The sequence below is a fragment of the Enterobacter sp. J49 genome (assembly GCF_002148625.1).
Taxonomy (GTDB): domain Bacteria; phylum Pseudomonadota; class Gammaproteobacteria; order Enterobacterales; family Enterobacteriaceae; genus Enterobacter; species Enterobacter ludwigii.
Window position 1 is genome coordinate 163,109 of record NZ_MWPY01000015.1, and the last position, 18,133, is coordinate 181,241.

Consider the following 18,133-nt stretch of genomic DNA (forward strand, 5'->3'; position numbering starts at 1 on the left):
CTGTACACTTATTAATTGTTAAGAACATTGACCCGAATATTTTCAAGGTGAGCGTGACGTCTGACGACAACCTCCGCTTCTTTCATTTTTGACCATTCAGCAATAATATTTTTTGCCTTTACTTCATCGGTCATATCGACAGCATTCACTTCGACTGCCACATCCCCTTTTTCCAGTCCTGAATGGCTATAAAAGGAAGAGGCATTCCGGGGATTAATGGCATAGCCTTCCAGTTGGCCTTTTTCGACAACCGGTTTTAATACCAGATAATCATTCAGATGCAGCGTGTCTGCGCCTGCATCTTTTGTCGATTTGGTTACCGGGCCGCTATCAACGCCGCCCTTGAAATAATCCGGTTTCTTTAAGGCCAGCGTCTGCGTGATGCCTCCATAATTCACGACGACACTGTCTTTGTTAATTTCCTGAATAAAGGCATCGTTAAAACCGGTCAGCGGCTCCCCTTCGCGGTAGCTCTTCTGGCCCGCGGGCGTTTTAATAACAGCGAAGGAAAGCCAGGGGTCATCACTGCGCACAATGCCTTCTATTTCCGCCGCCAGCGGGGCTTTTAGCGCAGCCGGCACAGTGTCCTGACGTGTTGCCGCCGTGAAAAGCGTGAATATTTTCTCTTCGCGGCGGTTTTTCAGCGGCTGCGCATCAGAGTTAGCCAACCTATTCGTAACCTTTTTATAATCTTTAAACGTGAAATACCCTTGCTGGCCGCTAAAAATTAACAGCGCCAACATCATGCAAGGGGTTATCCACCGTGACAGAAATGAGAACCTCATTTTTCATCTGGCCTTTAACAAAGCGAAAATAAGCAGCATCACGCTGCGACAAAACGTGTGAAGAGAGTAATGAGACGCGGTGAATACGACCATCGACTTCGCCACCAACTTTAATAAAGAAAATTATTGACCGTCTAAAACCGAGGTGTTAGGACATTTCTGCCGGATATTTTTACCCAGTTGAAAAATTGATCGCCCCGTCTCCTTACCGTAATTTCACGACCTGTTGCTATTCCTAATCAGAGACGGTAAGTCGTTATGTATCAGAGCCACTTTACTTTTAAAACCCCGCCCTTCAGGAAGGTCACCCGCTTATCCGGGGATTTTCTGGTGCCTTATCATCAGGACGTCTTTAACCTGCTGAAAGAGAAAACCCAACAGGCGGGAATATGCGGGCTCTTTAGCGACGATACCTCGCTGTTGGGCCAGTTCAGCGATGCGCTGAAAAACAGCGACAACCGCGTTCTTGCCATCAACGCGTTTCCAAAACTGAGCGCCAGTAGCCTGCTGTACAAGCTCAGCCCGGACACGAAAGCAATCGCCAGCCGTATTCAGGCGGTCGATACCGTGCTGCAGCAGTGGCAGGCCGGGAAAACGCAGGCCACCGTGCTGGTCATTTCCCATACTGAAGCCATGAAAGAGACCTGCCGGACGGTGCTGGGGATGTTGCTCACCCGTGCGCAGGAGCTGGGGTGTCATTTATCGGTGGTGCTGACGGGCGCGGAAAAACAGGCGGCGCTGCTACAGCAATCTGATCTGCGTGAATATGTGCATACCCACCACACCTTGCGCCCCCTGACCTGCCGTGAATATCTCAGCTACGTGCAGGCGCAGTGCGAAGAGCACGGAGGCGAAAGCTCACCGTTATCCCCGGCGCGCGTGCGTAAGATGCACGCAATGACAAAAGGGAAAATCAGTGAACTGAATGCGCTGGCGCACCTGTCGATGCTCGCGGCCTGGACCGAACGCGCAAGCCAGGTCAGTCCGCGACATTTACGCCTGGCAGCTGCAGAGGTGCTTCCCGCGAAAAAACAGGGTAAGCGTCTGGCAACGGTTTCACTGTTTGCTTCTGTGCTGTTCGCGGCTTGCGGCTGGTATTTTACCGCCTCAATGACAGCTCGCCTCCCGGTTACGCTGCCGGTCCCGACAAGCTGGAAACACCCGGCCGCCCCCCTTCAGGCCCCCGTCGTGCCGGTTATCGACAAGGAAATAGTCAATCAGCCGGACGCGATGCATCAGCTTTATCTGATGTGGGGGTATGACGCCTCGGCGGACGATGCGCTGTGTCAAAATGCGGTGAAGGTAAACCTGATGTGTAAGCAGGGAAATGCCTCTCCGGATGCGCTGGCAGGCGAAGGTTATCCGTGGGTGAGCGAGCTCAAAACCGGCAATCATCTTAACTATGCGGTGGTCGCCCGCGTCGGAGAAACCTCGATGGACTTACTGATGAATAACCGGACCTGGCAGGTCAGTCGTAACTGGTTTAACCAACATGCAACCGGAAACTATACGCAACTGCACCGCCTGACGCCGGAAGGTAAAGACGCCATCAGCGCAACCAGTGACGGCAAAGAGATGACCTGGCTTGATCAGCAGCTGAGCCAGGCCCTTTCTCAACCTGAAACCCACGCTCAGCGCTGGACTGCGGAGATGATGAAACGCACCCGCGCGTTCCAGCAAAAAATGCATCTGCATGTGGACGGTATTCCCGGCGAAGAGACATTGATGCAGTTAATGCGGGAAACCAACACCACGCCAAGCGTATTGATCCAGGCTTCGCATGCAATACCGGATGCGAAAATGCAGGAGAAGCATTCCTGATGTCTACTATCAGCCTTGCGGCTCAGCGCAGTTACACCACCGGGGAAGCGGTCTGGTTTTCATATCGTCTTCCCGGACTGAGAAACGTTTTTGCCCACACCGTTTTAGGACTCCTGGGTCTGTGCGCCATGCTGATGGCCGGGTTGTACGCGCATGTGTATTGGGATCTGCGCCACCCTGCCCCCGCCCCCATCAACGCGAGCAGCGCCAGACCGGAAACACAGCTTTCAGATATGCATTATGTGTATGTGAGCAAACCCTTCCCGCATCCGCACCCTAAACCTGCGCCGGTGCATGAGGATATGCCTGCCCTGCAGGATCTGCCGATTAACGGCGATGATACCGACTGGCAGCAGGCACCTGAAGGAGCGGCTCAGCACGATACCGCGCGGGATACGTTACCCGGAACCGGGGCGCACACCGACGCTTCTGCACGGGCTGGCAGCGACAGTTCCTCATTAACAGAATTGTTTAAGCAGGCGTTAAAAGAACAAGAGCAGGATTATTCGCAAGGCAAAATTCCCGCGCCGCCGGTTGACGAAACGCAGGATATTTCCCGGTCCCCTTTACGTCATAAAGGAGACCGGCTGGAGTAATTAATATTTTTCAGGCAAGGATGTCAGGTTAAGGAGCCGCCCCTTTTCCACCACAATATACTGGCCTTTTTTCAGGTCGGAGAGAATTTTAATAATGGTACTGCGTGCCAGGTTGGTGTATTCCTGAATATAGTCATATATATTGATATCACGCTGATGTTGAACAATCAGTTCATTAATCTCGTATAAAAATTCGCGCACCACCGAATAGGCGCTGCGGGCAACCAGCACATCGTCACGCTTGCTCAGCATACAAATATACCAGGAGAGCACTTTCGTCAGTTCCGGCCACAGATTTTTTTCAGTCATTAGCTGGGCGAAGGCCTCTTTTTTTATCGAGCGCACGACGGTATTTGACCGAATGAGGCCATACATGTGCGTGGCGCTGTAAAACATAGAACAAAGCCCAAATATACACGGCCCCTGAACGGTGAACATGCACAGTTCATCAGATTCGCGGCGGAACTCAACGTCGCCACTGACGATAATATGAATATACTGTGAATCACTGGTAGATATTTTCTGCCACTTTTTTAACGTCTTCTCTTCAAATCCTGACGTTGCAGAAATAATTGCGTTGACTTCGTTTTGCGGACGTAATTTTTTACCGTAAATGCTTAACATTATTATACCCAATTTAAGATGTGAAATATAAAACTCAGGATTGGGACGTAAGGCCTCAACCCAGGAATATTTTCCTGATGAAACACTCAAGGAGAAAATAAAAGTAGAAATTGTTTACGTTAATTTGCTGCTTTACTTAGCAAGCTATGTGTCCATCTTAAATCCGGATAATTTTAAGTCAATTAACTAAAAATGAATTGAGTTTGTACTTAAGATTAATCTTACTTAAATTACGCGAAAAATACTCACGAGGGGGTATCCCGCAGGATCACCCCTGTCCGTACTTTTCCAGAAGCGCTTCAGCGATGGCCAGCGTTTCACGGTCAGCCACACCATTCCACAGCTGTGGACGGAAGTGCATTTGAAACACGGTAATCACTCTTTTCTGCTGCTGGGCTGTGGCAGCCTCCGGCACTTCATAGCCATACCGCGCTAACAGATCGAGCAGCAGTGCGCTGTCCACTTCCTGATAGCGTGGCTGGCCATTGAGATAAAAGTTGACGCGGTCCGGATCGGGCCAGGCACCAATTCCCTGCTGCGCCAGTTCGCGCCAGGGGAACAGCGGGCCGGGATCGTCTTTACGCTGGGGGGCAATATCAGAGTGCGCGACGACGTTCTGCGGCTTAATGTCGTAGCGGGCGATAATGTCTTTGGCGAGCGGGATCAGAGCCGCAATTTGCGCCGGCTCGAACGGGGTGAAATGTTTTACTCCCGCCGTTTTTAGCCAGCCCCGGTTTTCCAGCTCAATCCCCACGGAGGTGTCATTAATACGGTTAGTGCCGCGCCAGAAGCTGATGCCGGCATGCCATGCCAGTTCGCTCTCCGGCACCAGCTGCCAGATACGCGGTTTGCCCTCAGGGGTAGGCGGTTTGGCGGGGATCAGGTAGTGAGAGCTGACATTCTTGTCGGTTAACGTCGCCAGCGAGCTGTCAAAGTCATCGGCGGTGTAGTGGATCACCAGCACCTTTATACGCGGGTAAGCCGCCTGGGCCTGATGGCGGGTATCCAGCTCATAGGCACCTTTATCAATAATGCCTTTTTCCGTGGCGCACCCTGCCAGCAACAGTGCCAGCAGGAGTGTGGCAAGCGAGCGCTTCATCGACGGGTTTTCACCGCCGTACCGCTTACGCTCACCATCAGCATGCTGGCATCTTTACCGACCGTTTCGTAGTCAATATCGATGCCTACCACGGCATCTGCACCCAGCGCCTTGGCCTGCTCGCCAAGCTCTTTAAACGCAATTTCGCGGGCTTTGCGCAGCTCTTTCTCATACGCGCCAGAACGTCCCCCCACGATATCGCGAATGCCGGCAAAGAAGTCCCGGAAAATGTTCGCGCCCAGTATGGCTTCGCCGGTGACCACGCCGCAGTACTCGGTAATAGGTTGCCCTTCCAGGGTAGGCGTTGTTGAAAACTGCATACTTTCTCTCCTTCTTTAGCGTTCAATGCCTTAGGTACAGCATTATCGGTTCGTTACGCTATGATTGAAAGGATAGTTAATAAATAAGGAAATCAACATGCGCTATTCAGCTTTAACACTTTTCGTGCCCTGCGCGCTGGTGCTCAGCGCCTGCACCACCACGGTCACGCCAGCCTTTAAGGATATTGGTACCCGCAGCGGCCCATGCATTGAGGGCGGCCCGGATACCGTGGCACAACAGTTCTATGATTACCGCATACAGCACCGCAGCAATGATATTACCGCCCTGCGTCCGTATCTGAGTGACGGCCTGGCGAAACTGCTGAGCGACGCCACCCGCGATCCGCAGCATAACGCGCTGCTTAAATCCGATCCGTTCTCCAGCCGCGCCACGCTGCCTGACAGCGCCGAGGTCACCAGTGCTTCAACGATCCCAAACACCGATGCGCGAAACATTCCCCTGCGCGTCAAACTGACCCAGGGAACCCAGACCTGGCAGGATGAAGTGCTGATGATCCGTGAAGGTCAGTGCTGGGCGGTGGACGACGTAAGGTACGTCGGTGGCAGCGTTCACGCCCCGGCAGGCACGCTCCGCCAGTCGATTGAAAACCGCTAAGCCTCCCGTTTAAAAAGCGTTAACCCCGTAAAATGTGCGGCATTTCATGCGGAATGCCGACATTTATACTCGCCGACATTGCCGTTCGCTATTTTGTGCTATGTTTAGAGGGTATTGCGGGTTATATTTAACTTTTAACGCAGAAATATTGCATAACTATTCTGTCAACGGTACTATCTGCGGCCTCAATTGCTATAGATTGCCTGGATGAGTAAAGACTGCCCCGATGAGTATTAAACTAAACGGCATTAACTGCTTCTACGGCGCACACCAGGCGCTGTTTGACATCACGCTGGACTGCCCGGAAGGCGAAACGCTGGTTTTGCTTGGCCCAAGCGGTGCAGGTAAAAGCTCCCTTCTGCGTGTCCTTAATCTGCTTGAAATGCCCCGTTCGGGTACGCTGGCTATCGCCGGTAACCATTTTGATTTCGCGAAAACACCGTCTGATAAAGCGATTCGTGAACTGCGTCAAAACGTTGGCATGGTCTTCCAGCAATACAATCTCTGGCCGCATCTGACCGTACTGCAAAACCTGATCGAAGCCCCGTGCCGCGTGCTGGGCTTAAGCAAAGATCAGGCGATCGCGCGTGCGGATAAGCTGCTGGAGCGTCTGCGCCTTAAGCCTTACAGCGACCGCTATCCGCTGCACCTGTCCGGTGGTCAGCAGCAACGTGTGGCGATTGCCCGTGCGCTGATGATGGAGCCTGCGGTACTGCTGTTTGATGAACCGACCGCGGCGCTGGATCCCGAAATTACCGCCCAGATCGTGAGCATCATTCGCGAGCTGGCGGAAACCCATATTACTCAGGTCATCGTAACCCATGAAGTGGAAGTGGCGCGCAAAACGGCCAGCCGCGTGGTCTACATGGAAAACGGGTATATCGTTGAGCAAGGTGATGCGAGCTGCTTCTCAAACCCGCAAACCGATGCGTTCAAAAACTATTTATCTCATTGATTGTGTCAGGGGAAATGATAATGAAAAAAGTATTACTTGCCGCGCTGCTCGCCAGCGTCACCCTTTCCGCTACCGCAGCCCAGACGATTCGTTTCGCGACTGAAGCGTCTTATCCTCCGTTTGAATCCATTGATGCGAACAATAAAATTGTCGGCTTTGACGTGGATCTGGCAAACGCCCTGTGTAAAGAGATCGACGCAACCTGTACCTTCAGCAACCAGGCGTTCGACAGCCTGATCCCAAGCCTGAAGTTCCGCCGTATCGACGCCGTTATGGCCGGAATGGATATCACCCCTGAGCGCGAAAAACAGGTTCTGTTCACTACCCCTTACTACGACAACTCCGCCCTGTTTATTGGTCAGAAAGGCAAATTCACGTCGGTTGATCAGCTGAAAGGCAAGAAAGTGGGCGTGCAGAACGGCACCACGCACCAGAAATTCATCATGGATAAACACCCGGAAATCACCACCGTTCCGTATGACAGCTACCAGAATGCGAAGCTGGATCTGCAGAACGGCCGTATTGATGGCGTGTTCGGCGACACCGCCGTGGTGACCGAGTGGCTGAAAGCCAACGATAAACTGGCGCCAGTGGGCGATAAAGTGACCGACAAGGATTACTTCGGCACGGGTCTGGGTATTGCCGTTCGTCAGGGCAACACTGAGCTGCAGCAGAAATTCAACGCTGCGCTGGGAAAAGTGAAGAAAGACGGCACCTACGAAACCATCTACAAAAAATGGTTCCAGAAGTAATTCCTGATGAATGAAATTTTTCCTTTAGCAAGCGCCGCCGGGATGACCGTCGGCCTTGCCGTTTGCGCACTGATTATCGGCCTTGTGCTGGCGATGATCTTTGCGGTATGGGAATCAGCAAAATGGTTCCCTGTCGCATGGGCCGGCTCAGCGCTGGTCACCGTGCTGCGCGGGCTGCCTGAAATTCTGGTGGTCCTGTTTATCTATTTTGGCTCCTCGCAGCTGCTGTTAACGCTGTCGGACGGCTTCACCCTCAATCTGGGTGTGGTGCAGATCCCGGTGCAGATGCAGATTGAGAACTTTGACGTCAGCCCGTTCCTGTGCGGCGTGATTGCCCTCTCTCTGCTTTATTCCGCGTATGCTTCGCAAACCCTGCGCGGTGCGCTGAAAGCGGTTCCGCAGGGACAGTGGGAGTCTGGCCAGGCGTTAGGCTTGTCGAAATCGGCGATCTTCTTTCGTCTGGTGATGCCGCAGATGTGGCGTCATGCGCTGCCCGGGCTGGGTAACCAGTGGCTGGTGCTGCTGAAAGATACCGCGCTGGTAAGCCTGATCAGCGTGAACGATTTAATGCTGCAAACCAAAAGTATCGCGACCCGTACCCAGGAGCCGTTTACCTGGTACATCGTGGCGGCGGCTATCTACCTGGTGATCACGCTGGTGAGTCAGTACATCCTCAAGCGCATTGATCTGCGTGCGACGCGCTTTGAACGGAGACCAGGCTGATGCTTGAATATTTTCCGGAGCTGATGAAAGGGCTGCACACCAGCCTGACGCTGACCGTCGCATCGATCATCGTGGCGCTGATCCTGGCGTTGATCTTTACCATCGTCCTGACGCTAAAAACGCCGGTGCTGGTATGGATTGTGCGAGCCTACATTACTTTGTTCACCGGTACACCGCTGCTGGTGCAGATCTTCCTGATTTACTACGGCCCGGGTCAGTTCCCGTCGCTGCAGGAGTATCCGGTTATCTGGCACCTGCTTTCTGAGCCATGGCTGTGCGCCCTGATTGCCCTTTCGCTGAACAGTGCGGCCTATACCACGCAGCTGTTCTACGGGGCTATCCGTGCCATCCCGGAAGGGCAATGGCAGTCCTGTGGTGCGCTGGGCATGAGCAAGAAAGACACGCTGGCTATTTTGCTGCCGTACGCGTTTAAACGTGCGCTCTCCTCCTACTCCAACGAAGTGGTGCTGGTTTTCAAGAGTACGTCTCTGGCCTACACCATCACGCTGATGGAAGTCATGGGCCACGGGCAGCTGCTCTACGGACGCACCTATGACGTCATGGTGTTCGGTGCCGCGGGCGTGGTCTATCTGGTGGTGAACGGTTTGTTGACGCTGATGATGCGCCTTATTGAGCGTAAAGCGCTGGCGTTTGAGCGCCGTAATTAATCACCGATTTGCATAAATTTTATTGACGAAGACGGGCAAGTCTAATGACTGCCCGTCTTTTTTTATGGATTAAATAATATTTAATCATTTTTATTGAATATAAATTCATTAAATGGCATTGTATTTCCATGCCGCAGACACGGCGCATAAGACAGACTGACAGACGGGAGCATTACAATGAAAAAGTTAGTTCTGGCCGCTTTACTGGCCACTTTCGCCGCTGGCGCATCAGCTGCAGATAAAATCAACTTCGGCGTTTCGGCCACCTATCCGCCGTTTGAGTCGCTGGATGCCAGCAACCAGATTGTCGGTTTTGATATCGACCTCGCCAAAGCCCTGTGCAAACAGATGCAGGCCGACTGCACGTTCACTAACCATGCGTTTGACAGCCTGATCCCGTCGCTGAAATTCAAAAAATACGACGCGGTGATCTCCGGGATGGACATCACCCCAGAGCGTAGCAAGCAGGTCACCTTCACCGACCCGTACTACGCCAACTCGGCGGTGGTCATTGCGAAGAAAGGGGCTTACACATCCTTTGACCAGCTGAAAGGCAAACGCATTGGGATGGAAAACGGCACCACGCACCAGAAATACCTGCAGGACAAACATCCTGAAGTGAAAACCGTGGCCTATGACAGCTACCAGAATGCCATTATCGACCTGAAAAATGGCCGTATTGATGGTGTCTTCGGTGACACTGCGGTGGTGAACGAGTGGCTGAAAACCAACCCACAGCTCGGCACCGCGACCGAAAAAGTGACCGATCCACAGTACTTCGGTACGGGCCTGGGCATTGCGGTGCGTCCGGATAACAAAGCCCTGCTGGAAAAACTGAATGGCGCGCTGAAAGCAATTAAAGCTGACGGCACGTACAAGAAAATCAGCGATCGGTGGTTCCCGCAATAACAGCTTTTGTCGGGTAGCCTGGCCTACGGGGGTGGTCTGTAGGCCGGGCAAACCCGGCAATTTCACAGTGGAACAAAGAAGCGAAAACGAGCCCCGTTCGTGGACTCCATCAGCCTGATCCCCCCGCCGTGCAGTTCCAGCATGCGTTTCACAATCAACAGCCCCAACCCGCCACGGTTTTCCCGTGATGCCTGCGGATTTAACGCCGAAGGACGCTCAAACAGATCGTTGCGAAGAGAAGCATCAACGCCGGTTCCATTATCAGCCACCTCAACCTGTAGCTGCGCGTTCTCCTGCCAGACCGCCAGACGGACCTCTCCACCGGTCGGCGTATGCCGCATCGCGTTATCCAGCAGGTTAGTCACCACCCGCTCAATCATCGAGACATCGGCATTCACCAGCGGCAACGGGCCCGGTACATCAATGCGCAGGTTCACCTCCCGCGTGCGGGCCGTGAGTTCAAATTTCTGCGCCACGTCTGAAATCAGCTCACCCATGGCAAAACGCTCGCGCTGCGGTTTGATGCCGCCGTGCTCAAGGCGCGCCAGTTCAAACAGCTGCTGCGAAAGATGACGCACTTTCTGCCCCTGGCGCAGCGCCGTGGCGAGATACTGCTGGTGCTCCTGCGGCGTCAGCGTCGCGGATTTCAGCGACAGCGTTTCGAGATAGCCCAGCAAGGAGGTGAGCGGCGTGCGTAAATCATGCGAAATATTGGCGATAAACTCCCGGCGCTGGCGATCGCTGTCGGCCAGCTGATCCCACTGCAGGGTGATTTTACGGGCCAGCTCGATAAACGTATTGCGCAGCGTGGCCACTTCATCCTTTACCGTGGTTTCAGTAGGCTGCGCCGCCAGCTGTTTAATGGCGCTAATGCTGTCCTGCTCCAGCCCGGCCACTTCCTGCGTGAGACGTTTGACCGGACGCGTTACCCAGTACCAGACCAGTAACCCCGCCAGCACACCAAACAGCGCGACCCACATCAATGACCACAGGACGGTGCTCCAGAGCGCCTGATGCCAGGCCATCTCCGCCAGCGCGTTTGACTCTTCGCCCTGCAGAATAATGTACAGATAGCCTTTCAGTTCTCCGTCCTGACGCAACGGCGTTGCGCTGAAAACCTTTTTGTTCTGGCTTCGCGGGTCATCACCCAGTACCGGCCGCGCGGCATCACTGAGGAAAGTCTGCACCGGCCCGAGGTCGATTTTTTGCCGCTGGATATGCCCCGGCGGCGCGGCGTCAGCCAGCAGTTCGCCATCAGGCGAGACAACGTACAGTTCGACGCTTGGATTGAAGGTCATCAGCCGGTCAAAGAGCGGTTTCAGCGCGTGGCGGTCAACCCTGCCCTGCGCATCCAGAATCGGTTCCCGCTGGACAATCTGCTGCGCCAGGCCACCGGACAGCCGCTGCACCATCGCATTACCGTACTGCGTGGTGCTGTAAAGTTGCACCGCGCAGGCGATGGTCGCACAGAGCGTCAGCAGCAGAATAAACAGCAGCGTCAGGCGCTGGCTCAGGCTAAAGCGGCGCATCGTTTGGCTCCGCAAATTTGTAGCCTTTGCCCCAGACGGTGCGAATGATCTCCGGCTCGGCGGCGTCCTTCTCAATCTTGATGCGCAGGCGGTTAATGTGGGTGTTGACGGTGTGTTCGTAACCTTCGTGCTGATAGCCCCAGACCTGTTCCAGCAGCGCCAGACGCGAGAAAACTTCACCGGGATGACGGGCAAAGAAGTACAGCAGTTCAAACTCGCGCGGGGTGAGATCCACCACCTGGCCGTGCAAAAGCACGCTGCGCGCCAGCGGGTCGAGCGTCAGGCCGTGAGCCTGAATATTCCCGGCACTTTGCGTCTGCCCCATCGCCTGCTGGCGTCGGAACAGCGCCTTGATGCGCGCGATCAGCTCCTGTACCGAAAACGGCTTGGCCAGATAATCGTCCGCCCCGGTTTCCAGCCCGGTAATGCGGTCGGTTTCGCTGCTGCGGGCGCTGATGATGATCACCGGCAGGTAGCGGGTCATCTGGCGGATGCGACGGCAAATCTCAAGACCGTCGACGTTGGGGAGCATTAAATCGAGGATCACCGCGTCCCACGGCTGCTTTTCGAGGCGCTGTAAGGCATTGCCCCCGTCGGGCTCGTGGGTGATGGCGTAGCCTTCATCTTCTAAGTTGAGGCGCAGAAGCGCCGCGATATCGTGGTCATCTTCCACCAGCAGGATCTGCTTCATGGGTAAGCCTTCTTCAATTCTGATGAGATAAGCTTACCTGATTTCGCAGGCGGACAGAGTTCACATTTTGTTTAAGATTTAACGAGTAGCGTCAGGACTTCATAATGCGCGGTATGCGGGAACATATCGAACAACTGGACGCGTTCAATGCGGTAGCCCGCCAGCGTCGCGATATCTTTTGCCATCGTCTGCGCGTTGCAGCTGGAGTAGACGATGTAGTCCGGTGCCATCTGGCTCAGATAGTCGCACAGCACTTTCCCGATGCCCCGGCGCGGCGGGTTCACCAGCACCAGTTCAGGCACATTATCCTGCCCTGTCGCGAACTGCGTGGAGTCCAGCGCCTGGAAGTGCAGCCGGGTCAACCCAAGCTCTGCGGCAGACTGTCTGGCACAGGCAATCGCTTCGGCGGAGATCTCAATCCCGGTAAGCTGCATGTCTGGCGTGGCGCAGTGCAGACCGAAGCCGCCCACCCCGCAGAACAGATCCCACATATGATGGATATTTAACGCCCGCACCCAGTCACGGGCGGTGGCATAAAGCGCACTCGCGACGGTCGGGTTGGTCTGGAAGAAGCTTTGCGGACGGATCCACAGCGGTACATCGTTGAACGTTTCTGCCAGCGCATGCTGTTCGGTGAAGAAGATCTCCCGCTCCCCTTCCATGATAGCCATATGCACCGGCTGAATATTCGCGGTGATAACGGTTAACTGCGGAAGCTGTTGCTGAAGCCATGGCAACGCCGCGCGAAGCTGCTCCACCTTGGCTTCTGAGCGCAGAACAAAGCGCAGCATCATGCTGCCGTTTACCTGGCTTTCGGTAAGAAGAAGGTATTTGAGCTCGCCGCGCTTGCGGGCAACGTTATAGGGCGTTAATCCGGCACGGGCAATAAACGGTTTGAGCGCAGCAAAGACCGGGGCGAACGAGGCGGGATAAAGCGGACAGTCGGTTAAATCTTCAGGCGTACCCTCGCGATGCAACATGCCCAGCAGCGGTTTTTCAACGCTGCCGCTCACCACCATTTTGGCTTTATTACGAAAGCCCTGCTCCGGCCCGCTGACGGGTGCGCACCATTCCCCCACGGCATGGTCTGCCAGCAGGTGTTGCAGGTCGGCCATTTTGGCGGTGAGTTGCTGAGAAACCGGCTGTTCTATCCACTGACAGGAGCGGCAGCGACCGGCGTCATAGAGTGCGCACTGCATATCAAAACCTTAAGAATCACGAGGGCTGCGATTATACACATTATTGCAGCTGGAAGAACCGCCGACTGGAAGCAGGCACGAACAGGAAGAACAGCACCAGCATATCCGGGAGTTTTTGCAAAAACAGCGCGTGCAAAATCTCGCGTTTTGATCCACCCGCAATGCTGAACAGTTCTGGATAGCCATACCCCAGCGAGGCGGCCCACAGATAGCTCGCCGCCGTAATTTGCGTCAGCAAATAGACCCAGCGCGCCCAGTTGCGTCCTCTGACCAGCGAAAAAGCGCAGTAAATCTCGATAAACACCAGTACCAGGCTGCTCAAAAAGACCAGCGTCAGGTTCCACGTCTGTACGCTGCGGTGAATGAATTCAGCCATACCGCGCACACCCAGGGTGTTAAGGATCATCAGCACATCAAGACAGCGGATCATAATAATAGCGAGCGCCGCCACCTGCACCAGTGCAGGAACGTTTGGACGAGCGTGCGTAAGACGTGATTTTTTTAATAATCCCAATGTTTTACTTCCCTGAAAAACAGTGCCGCGTCATGCGCGGCACATCACTGGAAATTTTAAATCCTTCAGCCGCGTCTTGCACGCTGGATATCACGCACACGTTGTTTTTCCGCGCGCGCCATCAAATACCAGGCGATAAATCCGACAATTCCGACCACCCCGAGGATGATCGAGGCCAGGGCGTTAATCTCCGGATTGACCCCCATGCGTACGCTGGAGAAGACCAGCATAGGCAGCGTCGTCGCGCCCGGTCCTGAGACAAAGCTGGCGATAACCAGATCGTCGAGCGACAGCGTAAACGCCAGCAGCCAGCCGGAGATCACCGCCGGCATAATCATCGGCAACGTGATGATGAAGAAGACCTTCAGCGGCGTCGCACCGAGATCCATCGCCGCCTCTTCAATGGAGCGGTCCAGCTCGCGCAAACGCGAAGAGATAACCACCGCCACGTACGCGGTACAGAAGGTGACGTGCGCCAGCCAGATGGTGAGCATGCCGCGATCTGCCGGCCAGCCAATGGCATGCGCCAGGGCGACGAACAGCAGCAGCAGCGCCAGACCGGTGATAACATCTGGCATAACCAGCGGCGCGGTGATCATAAAGGCAAAGCCGTTCGACCCCCGAAAACGCCCGAAGCGCACCATGACCAGCGCGGCAATGGTCCCCAGCACGGAGGCCATCGTGGCCGCCAGCGCGGCGATGGTCAGGCTCAGCCCCACCGCGCTCATCATCGCGTCATCATGGAACAATTCGCCGTACCAGCGCGTCGACCAGCCGGCCCATACCGTTACCAGTTTGGAGCTGTTGAACGAGTAGATCACCAGCATCAACATGGGTGCATACAAGAAGGTAAAGCCAATCACCAGGATGGCAATTCGCCACGGGGAGCGCACTACCGGTAAGTTGTTCATCCGTGGTCTCCCATCTGTTTCTGCTGATGTTTGTGGAACCACATGATCGGTACGATCAGCAGGAGCAACATCACGATCGCCACCGCAGACGCCACAGGCCAGTCGCGGTTATTAAAGAATTCCTGCCACAGCACACGCCCAATCATGATGCTGTCCGGGCCACCGAGCAGTTCCGGGATCACAAACTCCCCTACCGCCGGGATAAAGACCAGCATCGACCCGGCAATAATGCCGCCCCGGGTCAACGGAACGATAACGCTGAAGAAGGTTTTAAGCGGACGGGCACCAAGGTCAAGCGATGCTTCCACCAGCGAATAATCGATACGCGTCAGCGCCGTATAAATTGGCAGCACCATAAACGGCAGATAGGCGTAAACAATCCCGATATAGACCGCGAGATTGGTATGCAGGATCGTCAGGGGCTGATCGATAACCCCAAGCCACATCAGGAAGTTATTCAGCACGCCGTTGTTTTTCAGGATCCCCATCCACGCGTAGACGCGGATCAGGAACGAGGTCCATGACGGCAGGATCACCAGCAACAGCAGAATGTTGCGCGTCGACGATTTACTGTGCGCCACTGCCCATGCCAGCGGGTAACCCAGCAGCAGACAGCAGATCGTCGAGATCGCCGCCACCTGCAACGACTGCAGATATGCTTCGAAATAGAGCGGATCTTCCGTCAACTGCAGGAAATTGCCGAGGTTAAGGGTCAGCGTCAGCTGTCCGTCAGCCCAGTCCAGCAGGTTGGTATAGGGCGGGATCGCCCGCGCCATTTCCGCCAGGCTTATCTTAAAAACGATCAGGAACGGCAGCAGGAACAGCAGGATCAGCCACACGTAAGGCATGGCAATCACCAGCTTGCGTCCGTGGTTCATCTGCATGCGCGCCAGCCAGTGCGCAAAGCCACCCGGTTTTTCAACGCGGGCTGGAGGTTCTAAGGTACTCATTGTCCGCTCCTTATACCGTCAGCACTACACAACTGTCTGCATCCCAGCACAGGCGCACTTCATCGCCCCAGGTCGGCTGTCCCTTGCGATAACGGTGTTCATTCTGCAGCTGGGCGCTGAGCATCTGCCCGCTTTTCAGACGCACATGGTAGATGGAGAGGTCACCCAGGTAAGCAATGTGCACCACTTCCCCGACGGCGAAGTTAAAGCCATCGGCCGGTGGATCTTCGCACAGCATGATCTTCTCCGGGCGGAGCGCGACATACACCGGCACGTTATCCACCACCGAGCTATCCGGATCGACCTTAAGCGGATGCTGCAGCCCCGGCGACTCGATTACCAGACCGTCATCCTCGCGCGATTTCAGCAGCCCTTCGAAGACGTTGACCGACCCGATGAACTCCGCGCTGTAGCGGGTGGTCGGGTGCTCATAAATCTCTTCCGGCTCGCCAATCTGTACGAACTTACCGCGGTTCATGATCGCAATACGCCCGGCCATGGTCATCGCCTCTTCCTGGTCGTGGGTAACCATCACGCAGGTCACCCCCACGCGCTCAAGGATATCCACCACTTCCAGCTGCATACGGTCACGCAGTTTTTTATCCAGGGCACCCATCGGTTCATCGAGCAGCAGCAGCTTTGGCCGTTTCGCCAGGCTTCTGGCCAGCGCCACGCGCTGACGCTGGCCACCAGAGAGCTGATGCGGTTTACGCTTCGCGAACTCCTGCATGTGCACCAGACTGAGCATCTCTGCCACGCGGGCGGTGATTTCGGCTTTCGGCAGTTTGTCCTGCTTAAGACCAAAGGCGATATTCTGCTCCACCGTCATATGGGGGAAGAGCGCGTAAGACTGGAACATCATGTTTATCGGGCGCTGATACGGCGGCACGCGGGAGAGATCGACACCATCCAGCATGATTTGCCCGGCGGTAGGCTGTTCAAAACCGGCCAGCATACGCAGCAGGGTCGATTTACCGCAGCCAGATGCGCCCAGAAGGGCAAAAATTTCACCTTTGTAGATAGTCAGGCTGACGTCGTCCACGGCATGCTGACCATCGAAAGATTTGGTGAGGTTACGAATTTCAAGAAGCGGGGTCAGCGCTTTACGGACTTTCGCCTGCGGGCGGGGGATCGCGTCATTCACGGGGTGCTCTCCGGCAGAAATCAAAACTGGTGCAAACGCACCATCAGGGTGCGCATCGTCGGGCGGCGCTCACGCCAGCCCGACCGACGGGTTTAGCAGGCCCGGTGAGCGTTTTCGCCACCGGGCAACCGTACCGGACGCCGTTATTTACCGCTTTTCACTTTGGTCCACGCACGGGTACGTACGCGGTCAATTTTTGGATCCTGAACTTTCAGGGTGAACAGCTTGGCAAACACATCCGCCGGCGGATAGATAGCCGGGTTATTGCGGATCTCTTCGCTGACCAGCGGCACAGAGGCCTTGTTGCCGTTAGCGTAGTAGACGTGATCGCTGATATGCGCGATGACTTCCGGACGCATCAGGTAGTTAAGGAACTGGTAAGCTTCGTCTTTGTTTTTCGCGTCAGCCGGCATGGCGAAGACGTCGAAGAACGCCAGCGCGCCCTCTTTCGGAATGAAGTAGGAAACATTCACGCCGTTTTTGGCTTCTTTGGCGCGGTTAGCCGCCTGCCATACGTCCCCTGCCCAGCCAATCGCCACGCAGATGTCGCCGTTTGCCAGGTCGTTGATGTACTGCGAGGAGTGGAAGTAACGAATGTTCGGACGCAGCTTCAGCAGCAGTTCGGTTGCCGGGCCGGTGTAATCATCGGCCTTGCTGCTGTTAGGATCTTTGCCCAGGTAGTTCAGCACGGTGGCGAAAATCTCTTCTGGCGCATCCAGGAAAGAGACGCCGCAGCTTTTCAGCTTCTCAAGGTTTTCCGGCTTCAGCACCACGTCCCAGCTGTCGAGTTTGACATCTTTACCCAGCACCGCTTTGACTTTATCGACGTTATAGCCAATACCGGTGGTCGCCCACAGATACGGCATCGCGTATTTGTTGTCCGGGTCATGCTTGGCGACCAGTTTAAGCACTTCCGGATCGAGGTTTTTCCAGTTCGGTAATTTGCTCTTATCGAGCGGCTGGAAGACACCTGCCGTCAGCTGACGCTCAAGGAAACTTGCGGAGGGTACCACCAGGTCAAAACCGGTACTGCCCGCCATCAGTTTCCCTTCCAGCACTTCGTTGGAATCGAAAACGTCATAGACCACTTTAATGCCGGTCTCTTTTTCGAAATTAGCGACGGTATCCGGCGCGATATAGTCAGACCAGTTATAAACGTGCAGCGTTTTTTGTTCCGCAGCGAGCGTGCCGGCAGAGACGGCCATCAGAGCACCCGCAACCAGACCCGATAACCATTTTTTATTCAAGGCGATCATATCGTTATTCCTTCTGAAAGCTCGTTAACAAACGAACTAAAACTGTGCAATCTGAAGATATGCAATAATCA

The 18,133-nt window shown here is 54.8% G+C and carries 20 protein-coding genes; 8 read left to right on the forward strand and 12 right to left on the reverse strand.

Going from position 1 to position 18,133, the window contains the following annotated elements:
• Positions 1-11: 11 nt before the first annotated feature.
• Positions 12-743, reverse strand: coding sequence for a type II secretion system protein GspC (gene gspC, locus BJP35_RS02070; RefSeq protein WP_047742547.1), 732 nt, complete (start codon positions 741-743; stop codon positions 12-14).
• 300 nt (positions 744-1,043) lie between these two features.
• Between gspC and BJP35_RS02075 the strand changes: the two genes are divergently transcribed.
• Both BJP35_RS02075 and BJP35_RS02080 read left to right on the forward strand, forming a co-directional pair.
• Positions 1,044-2,606 carry an ExeA family protein gene (locus tag BJP35_RS02075; protein WP_047742432.1) on the forward strand — a complete coding sequence of 521 codons (1,563 nt, stop codon included), beginning with the start codon at positions 1,044-1,046 and terminating at the stop codon, positions 2,604-2,606.
• Positions 2,606-3,202 (forward strand): hypothetical protein, encoded by a 597-nt coding sequence (locus tag BJP35_RS02080; RefSeq protein ID WP_047742431.1) that lies wholly within the window; start codon positions 2,606-2,608, stop codon positions 3,200-3,202. Before BJP35_RS02075 ends, BJP35_RS02080 begins: the two co-directional genes overlap by 1 nt.
• Here the strand turns inward: BJP35_RS02080 and BJP35_RS02085 are convergent, their stop codons facing one another.
• The 3 genes from BJP35_RS02085 to BJP35_RS02095 form a co-directional block, all read right to left on the reverse strand.
• A complete protein-coding gene (locus tag BJP35_RS02085; protein ID WP_047742429.1) occupies positions 3,203-3,826 on the reverse strand; it encodes a helix-turn-helix domain-containing protein in 624 nt (207 codons plus the stop codon). It abuts the gene before it with no gap.
• A 268-nt stretch (positions 3,827-4,094) separates the two neighbouring features.
• A complete protein-coding gene (locus tag BJP35_RS02090; RefSeq protein ID WP_047742427.1) occupies positions 4,095-4,925 on the reverse strand; it encodes an N-acetylmuramoyl-L-alanine amidase in 831 nt (276 codons plus the stop codon).
• Complete coding sequence (locus BJP35_RS02095) at positions 4,922-5,245, reverse strand: heavy metal-binding domain-containing protein (protein WP_006174327.1); 324 nt, start codon at positions 5,243-5,245, stop codon at positions 4,922-4,924. The genes BJP35_RS02090 and BJP35_RS02095 overlap by 4 nt, the downstream gene beginning before the upstream one ends.
• A gap of 97 nt (positions 5,246-5,342) precedes the next feature.
• Between BJP35_RS02095 and BJP35_RS02100 the strand changes: the two genes are divergently transcribed.
• The 6 genes from BJP35_RS02100 (at position 5,343) to artJ (ending at position 9,868) form a co-directional block, all read left to right on the forward strand.
• Positions 5,343-5,861: a lipoprotein gene (locus BJP35_RS02100; protein ID WP_014169325.1), complete on the forward strand. Its 519-nt coding sequence runs from the start codon at positions 5,343-5,345 to the stop codon at positions 5,859-5,861.
• A gap of 226 nt (positions 5,862-6,087) precedes the next feature.
• Positions 6,088-6,816, forward strand: a complete 729-nt coding sequence (artP, locus tag BJP35_RS02105; protein ID WP_014169324.1) for an arginine ABC transporter ATP-binding protein ArtP — start codon at positions 6,088-6,090, stop codon at positions 6,814-6,816.
• Positions 6,817-6,836: 20 nt separating this feature from the next.
• The gene (artI, locus tag BJP35_RS02110) at positions 6,837-7,568 is read left to right on the forward strand and encodes an arginine ABC transporter substrate-binding protein ArtI (RefSeq protein WP_086462878.1); all 732 of its coding nucleotides are present in this window, start codon (positions 6,837-6,839) and stop codon (positions 7,566-7,568) included.
• A gap of 6 nt (positions 7,569-7,574) precedes the next feature.
• Positions 7,575-8,291, forward strand: coding sequence for an arginine ABC transporter permease ArtQ (gene artQ / locus BJP35_RS02115; protein WP_014169322.1), 717 nt, complete (start codon positions 7,575-7,577; stop codon positions 8,289-8,291).
• Positions 8,291-8,959: an arginine ABC transporter permease ArtM gene (artM, locus tag BJP35_RS02120; RefSeq protein ID WP_014169321.1), complete on the forward strand. Its 669-nt coding sequence runs from the start codon at positions 8,291-8,293 to the stop codon at positions 8,957-8,959. Before artQ ends, artM begins: the two co-directional genes overlap by 1 nt.
• A gap of 177 nt (positions 8,960-9,136) precedes the next feature.
• On the forward strand, positions 9,137-9,868 hold the full coding sequence (gene artJ, locus BJP35_RS02125) for an arginine ABC transporter substrate-binding protein ArtJ (RefSeq protein WP_040017023.1): 732 nt from the start codon (positions 9,137-9,139) through the stop codon (positions 9,866-9,868).
• Positions 9,869-9,930: 62 nt separating this feature from the next.
• On the opposite strand, the gene BJP35_RS02130 is transcribed toward artJ, so the two are convergent.
• The 8 genes from BJP35_RS02130 to potF all read right to left on the reverse strand — a co-directional run bounded on the left by BJP35_RS02130 (position 9,931) and on the right by potF (position 18,062).
• A complete protein-coding gene (locus tag BJP35_RS02130) occupies positions 9,931-11,397 on the reverse strand; it encodes an ATP-binding protein (protein WP_047742425.1) in 1,467 nt (488 codons plus the stop codon).
• Positions 11,384-12,088, reverse strand: a complete 705-nt coding sequence (locus BJP35_RS02135; protein WP_032677763.1) for a response regulator transcription factor — start codon at positions 12,086-12,088, stop codon at positions 11,384-11,386. Before BJP35_RS02135 ends, BJP35_RS02130 begins: the two co-directional genes overlap by 14 nt.
• A gap of 71 nt (positions 12,089-12,159) precedes the next feature.
• Entirely contained in the window at positions 12,160-13,287 is a 1,128-nt protein-coding gene (rlmC, locus tag BJP35_RS02140) for a 23S rRNA (uracil(747)-C(5))-methyltransferase RlmC (RefSeq protein ID WP_047742422.1), read from the reverse strand.
• A gap of 40 nt (positions 13,288-13,327) precedes the next feature.
• Positions 13,328-13,801, reverse strand: a complete 474-nt coding sequence (locus BJP35_RS02145) for a YbjO family protein (RefSeq protein ID WP_014169315.1) — start codon at positions 13,799-13,801, stop codon at positions 13,328-13,330.
• A gap of 65 nt (positions 13,802-13,866) precedes the next feature.
• Positions 13,867-14,712, reverse strand: a complete 846-nt coding sequence (gene potI, locus BJP35_RS02150) for a putrescine ABC transporter permease PotI (RefSeq protein ID WP_020884869.1) — start codon at positions 14,710-14,712, stop codon at positions 13,867-13,869.
• Entirely contained in the window at positions 14,709-15,662 is a 954-nt protein-coding gene (potH, locus tag BJP35_RS02155) for a putrescine ABC transporter permease PotH (RefSeq protein WP_014169313.1), read from the reverse strand. The genes potI and potH overlap by 4 nt, the downstream gene beginning before the upstream one ends.
• 10 nt (positions 15,663-15,672) lie before the next feature.
• Positions 15,673-16,806: a putrescine ABC transporter ATP-binding subunit PotG gene (gene potG / locus BJP35_RS02160; RefSeq protein WP_020884870.1), complete on the reverse strand. Its 1,134-nt coding sequence runs from the start codon at positions 16,804-16,806 to the stop codon at positions 15,673-15,675.
• Positions 16,807-16,949: 143 nt separating this feature from the next.
• The gene (gene potF, locus BJP35_RS02165; RefSeq protein WP_047742420.1) at positions 16,950-18,062 is read right to left on the reverse strand and encodes a spermidine/putrescine ABC transporter substrate-binding protein PotF; all 1,113 of its coding nucleotides are present in this window, start codon (positions 18,060-18,062) and stop codon (positions 16,950-16,952) included.
• Between the last annotated feature and the right edge of the window lie 71 nt (positions 18,063-18,133).

Bases quoted from the DNA above. Each gene is read 5' to 3' on its own strand.
- potF (WP_047742420.1), bottom strand. From the start codon at position 18,062: ATGATCGCCTTGAATAAAAAATGGTTATCGGGTCTGGTTGCGGGTGCT.
- artM (WP_014169321.1), top strand. From the start codon at position 8,291: ATGCTTGAATATTTTCCGGAGCTGATGAAAGGGCTGCACACCAGCCTG.
- BJP35_RS02085 (WP_047742429.1), bottom strand. From the start codon at position 3,826: ATGTTAAGCATTTACGGTAAAAAATTACGTCCGCAAAACGAAGTCAAC.
- BJP35_RS02080 (WP_047742431.1), top strand. From the start codon at position 2,606: ATGTCTACTATCAGCCTTGCGGCTCAGCGCAGTTACACCACCGGGGAA.
- artP (WP_014169324.1), top strand. From the start codon at position 6,088: ATGAGTATTAAACTAAACGGCATTAACTGCTTCTACGGCGCACACCAG.
- BJP35_RS02130 (WP_047742425.1), bottom strand. From the start codon at position 11,397: ATGCGCCGCTTTAGCCTGAGCCAGCGCCTGACGCTGCTGTTTATTCTG.
- artJ (WP_040017023.1), top strand. From the start codon at position 9,137: ATGAAAAAGTTAGTTCTGGCCGCTTTACTGGCCACTTTCGCCGCTGGC.
- artI (WP_086462878.1), top strand. From the start codon at position 6,837: ATGAAAAAAGTATTACTTGCCGCGCTGCTCGCCAGCGTCACCCTTTCC.
- gspC (WP_047742547.1), bottom strand. From the start codon at position 743: ATGTTGGCGCTGTTAATTTTTAGCGGCCAGCAAGGGTATTTCACGTTT.
- BJP35_RS02090 (WP_047742427.1), bottom strand. From the start codon at position 4,925: ATGAAGCGCTCGCTTGCCACACTCCTGCTGGCACTGTTGCTGGCAGGG.
- BJP35_RS02135 (WP_032677763.1), bottom strand. From the start codon at position 12,088: ATGAAGCAGATCCTGCTGGTGGAAGATGACCACGATATCGCGGCGCTT.
- rlmC (WP_047742422.1), bottom strand. From the start codon at position 13,287: ATGCAGTGCGCACTCTATGACGCCGGTCGCTGCCGCTCCTGTCAGTGG.
- potI (WP_020884869.1), bottom strand. From the start codon at position 14,712: ATGAACAACTTACCGGTAGTGCGCTCCCCGTGGCGAATTGCCATCCTG.
- BJP35_RS02075 (WP_047742432.1), top strand. From the start codon at position 1,044: ATGTATCAGAGCCACTTTACTTTTAAAACCCCGCCCTTCAGGAAGGTC.
- potH (WP_014169313.1), bottom strand. From the start codon at position 15,662: ATGAGTACCTTAGAACCTCCAGCCCGCGTTGAAAAACCGGGTGGCTTT.
- artQ (WP_014169322.1), top strand. From the start codon at position 7,575: ATGAATGAAATTTTTCCTTTAGCAAGCGCCGCCGGGATGACCGTCGGC.
- BJP35_RS02095 (WP_006174327.1), bottom strand. From the start codon at position 5,245: ATGCAGTTTTCAACAACGCCTACCCTGGAAGGGCAACCTATTACCGAG.
- BJP35_RS02100 (WP_014169325.1), top strand. From the start codon at position 5,343: ATGCGCTATTCAGCTTTAACACTTTTCGTGCCCTGCGCGCTGGTGCTC.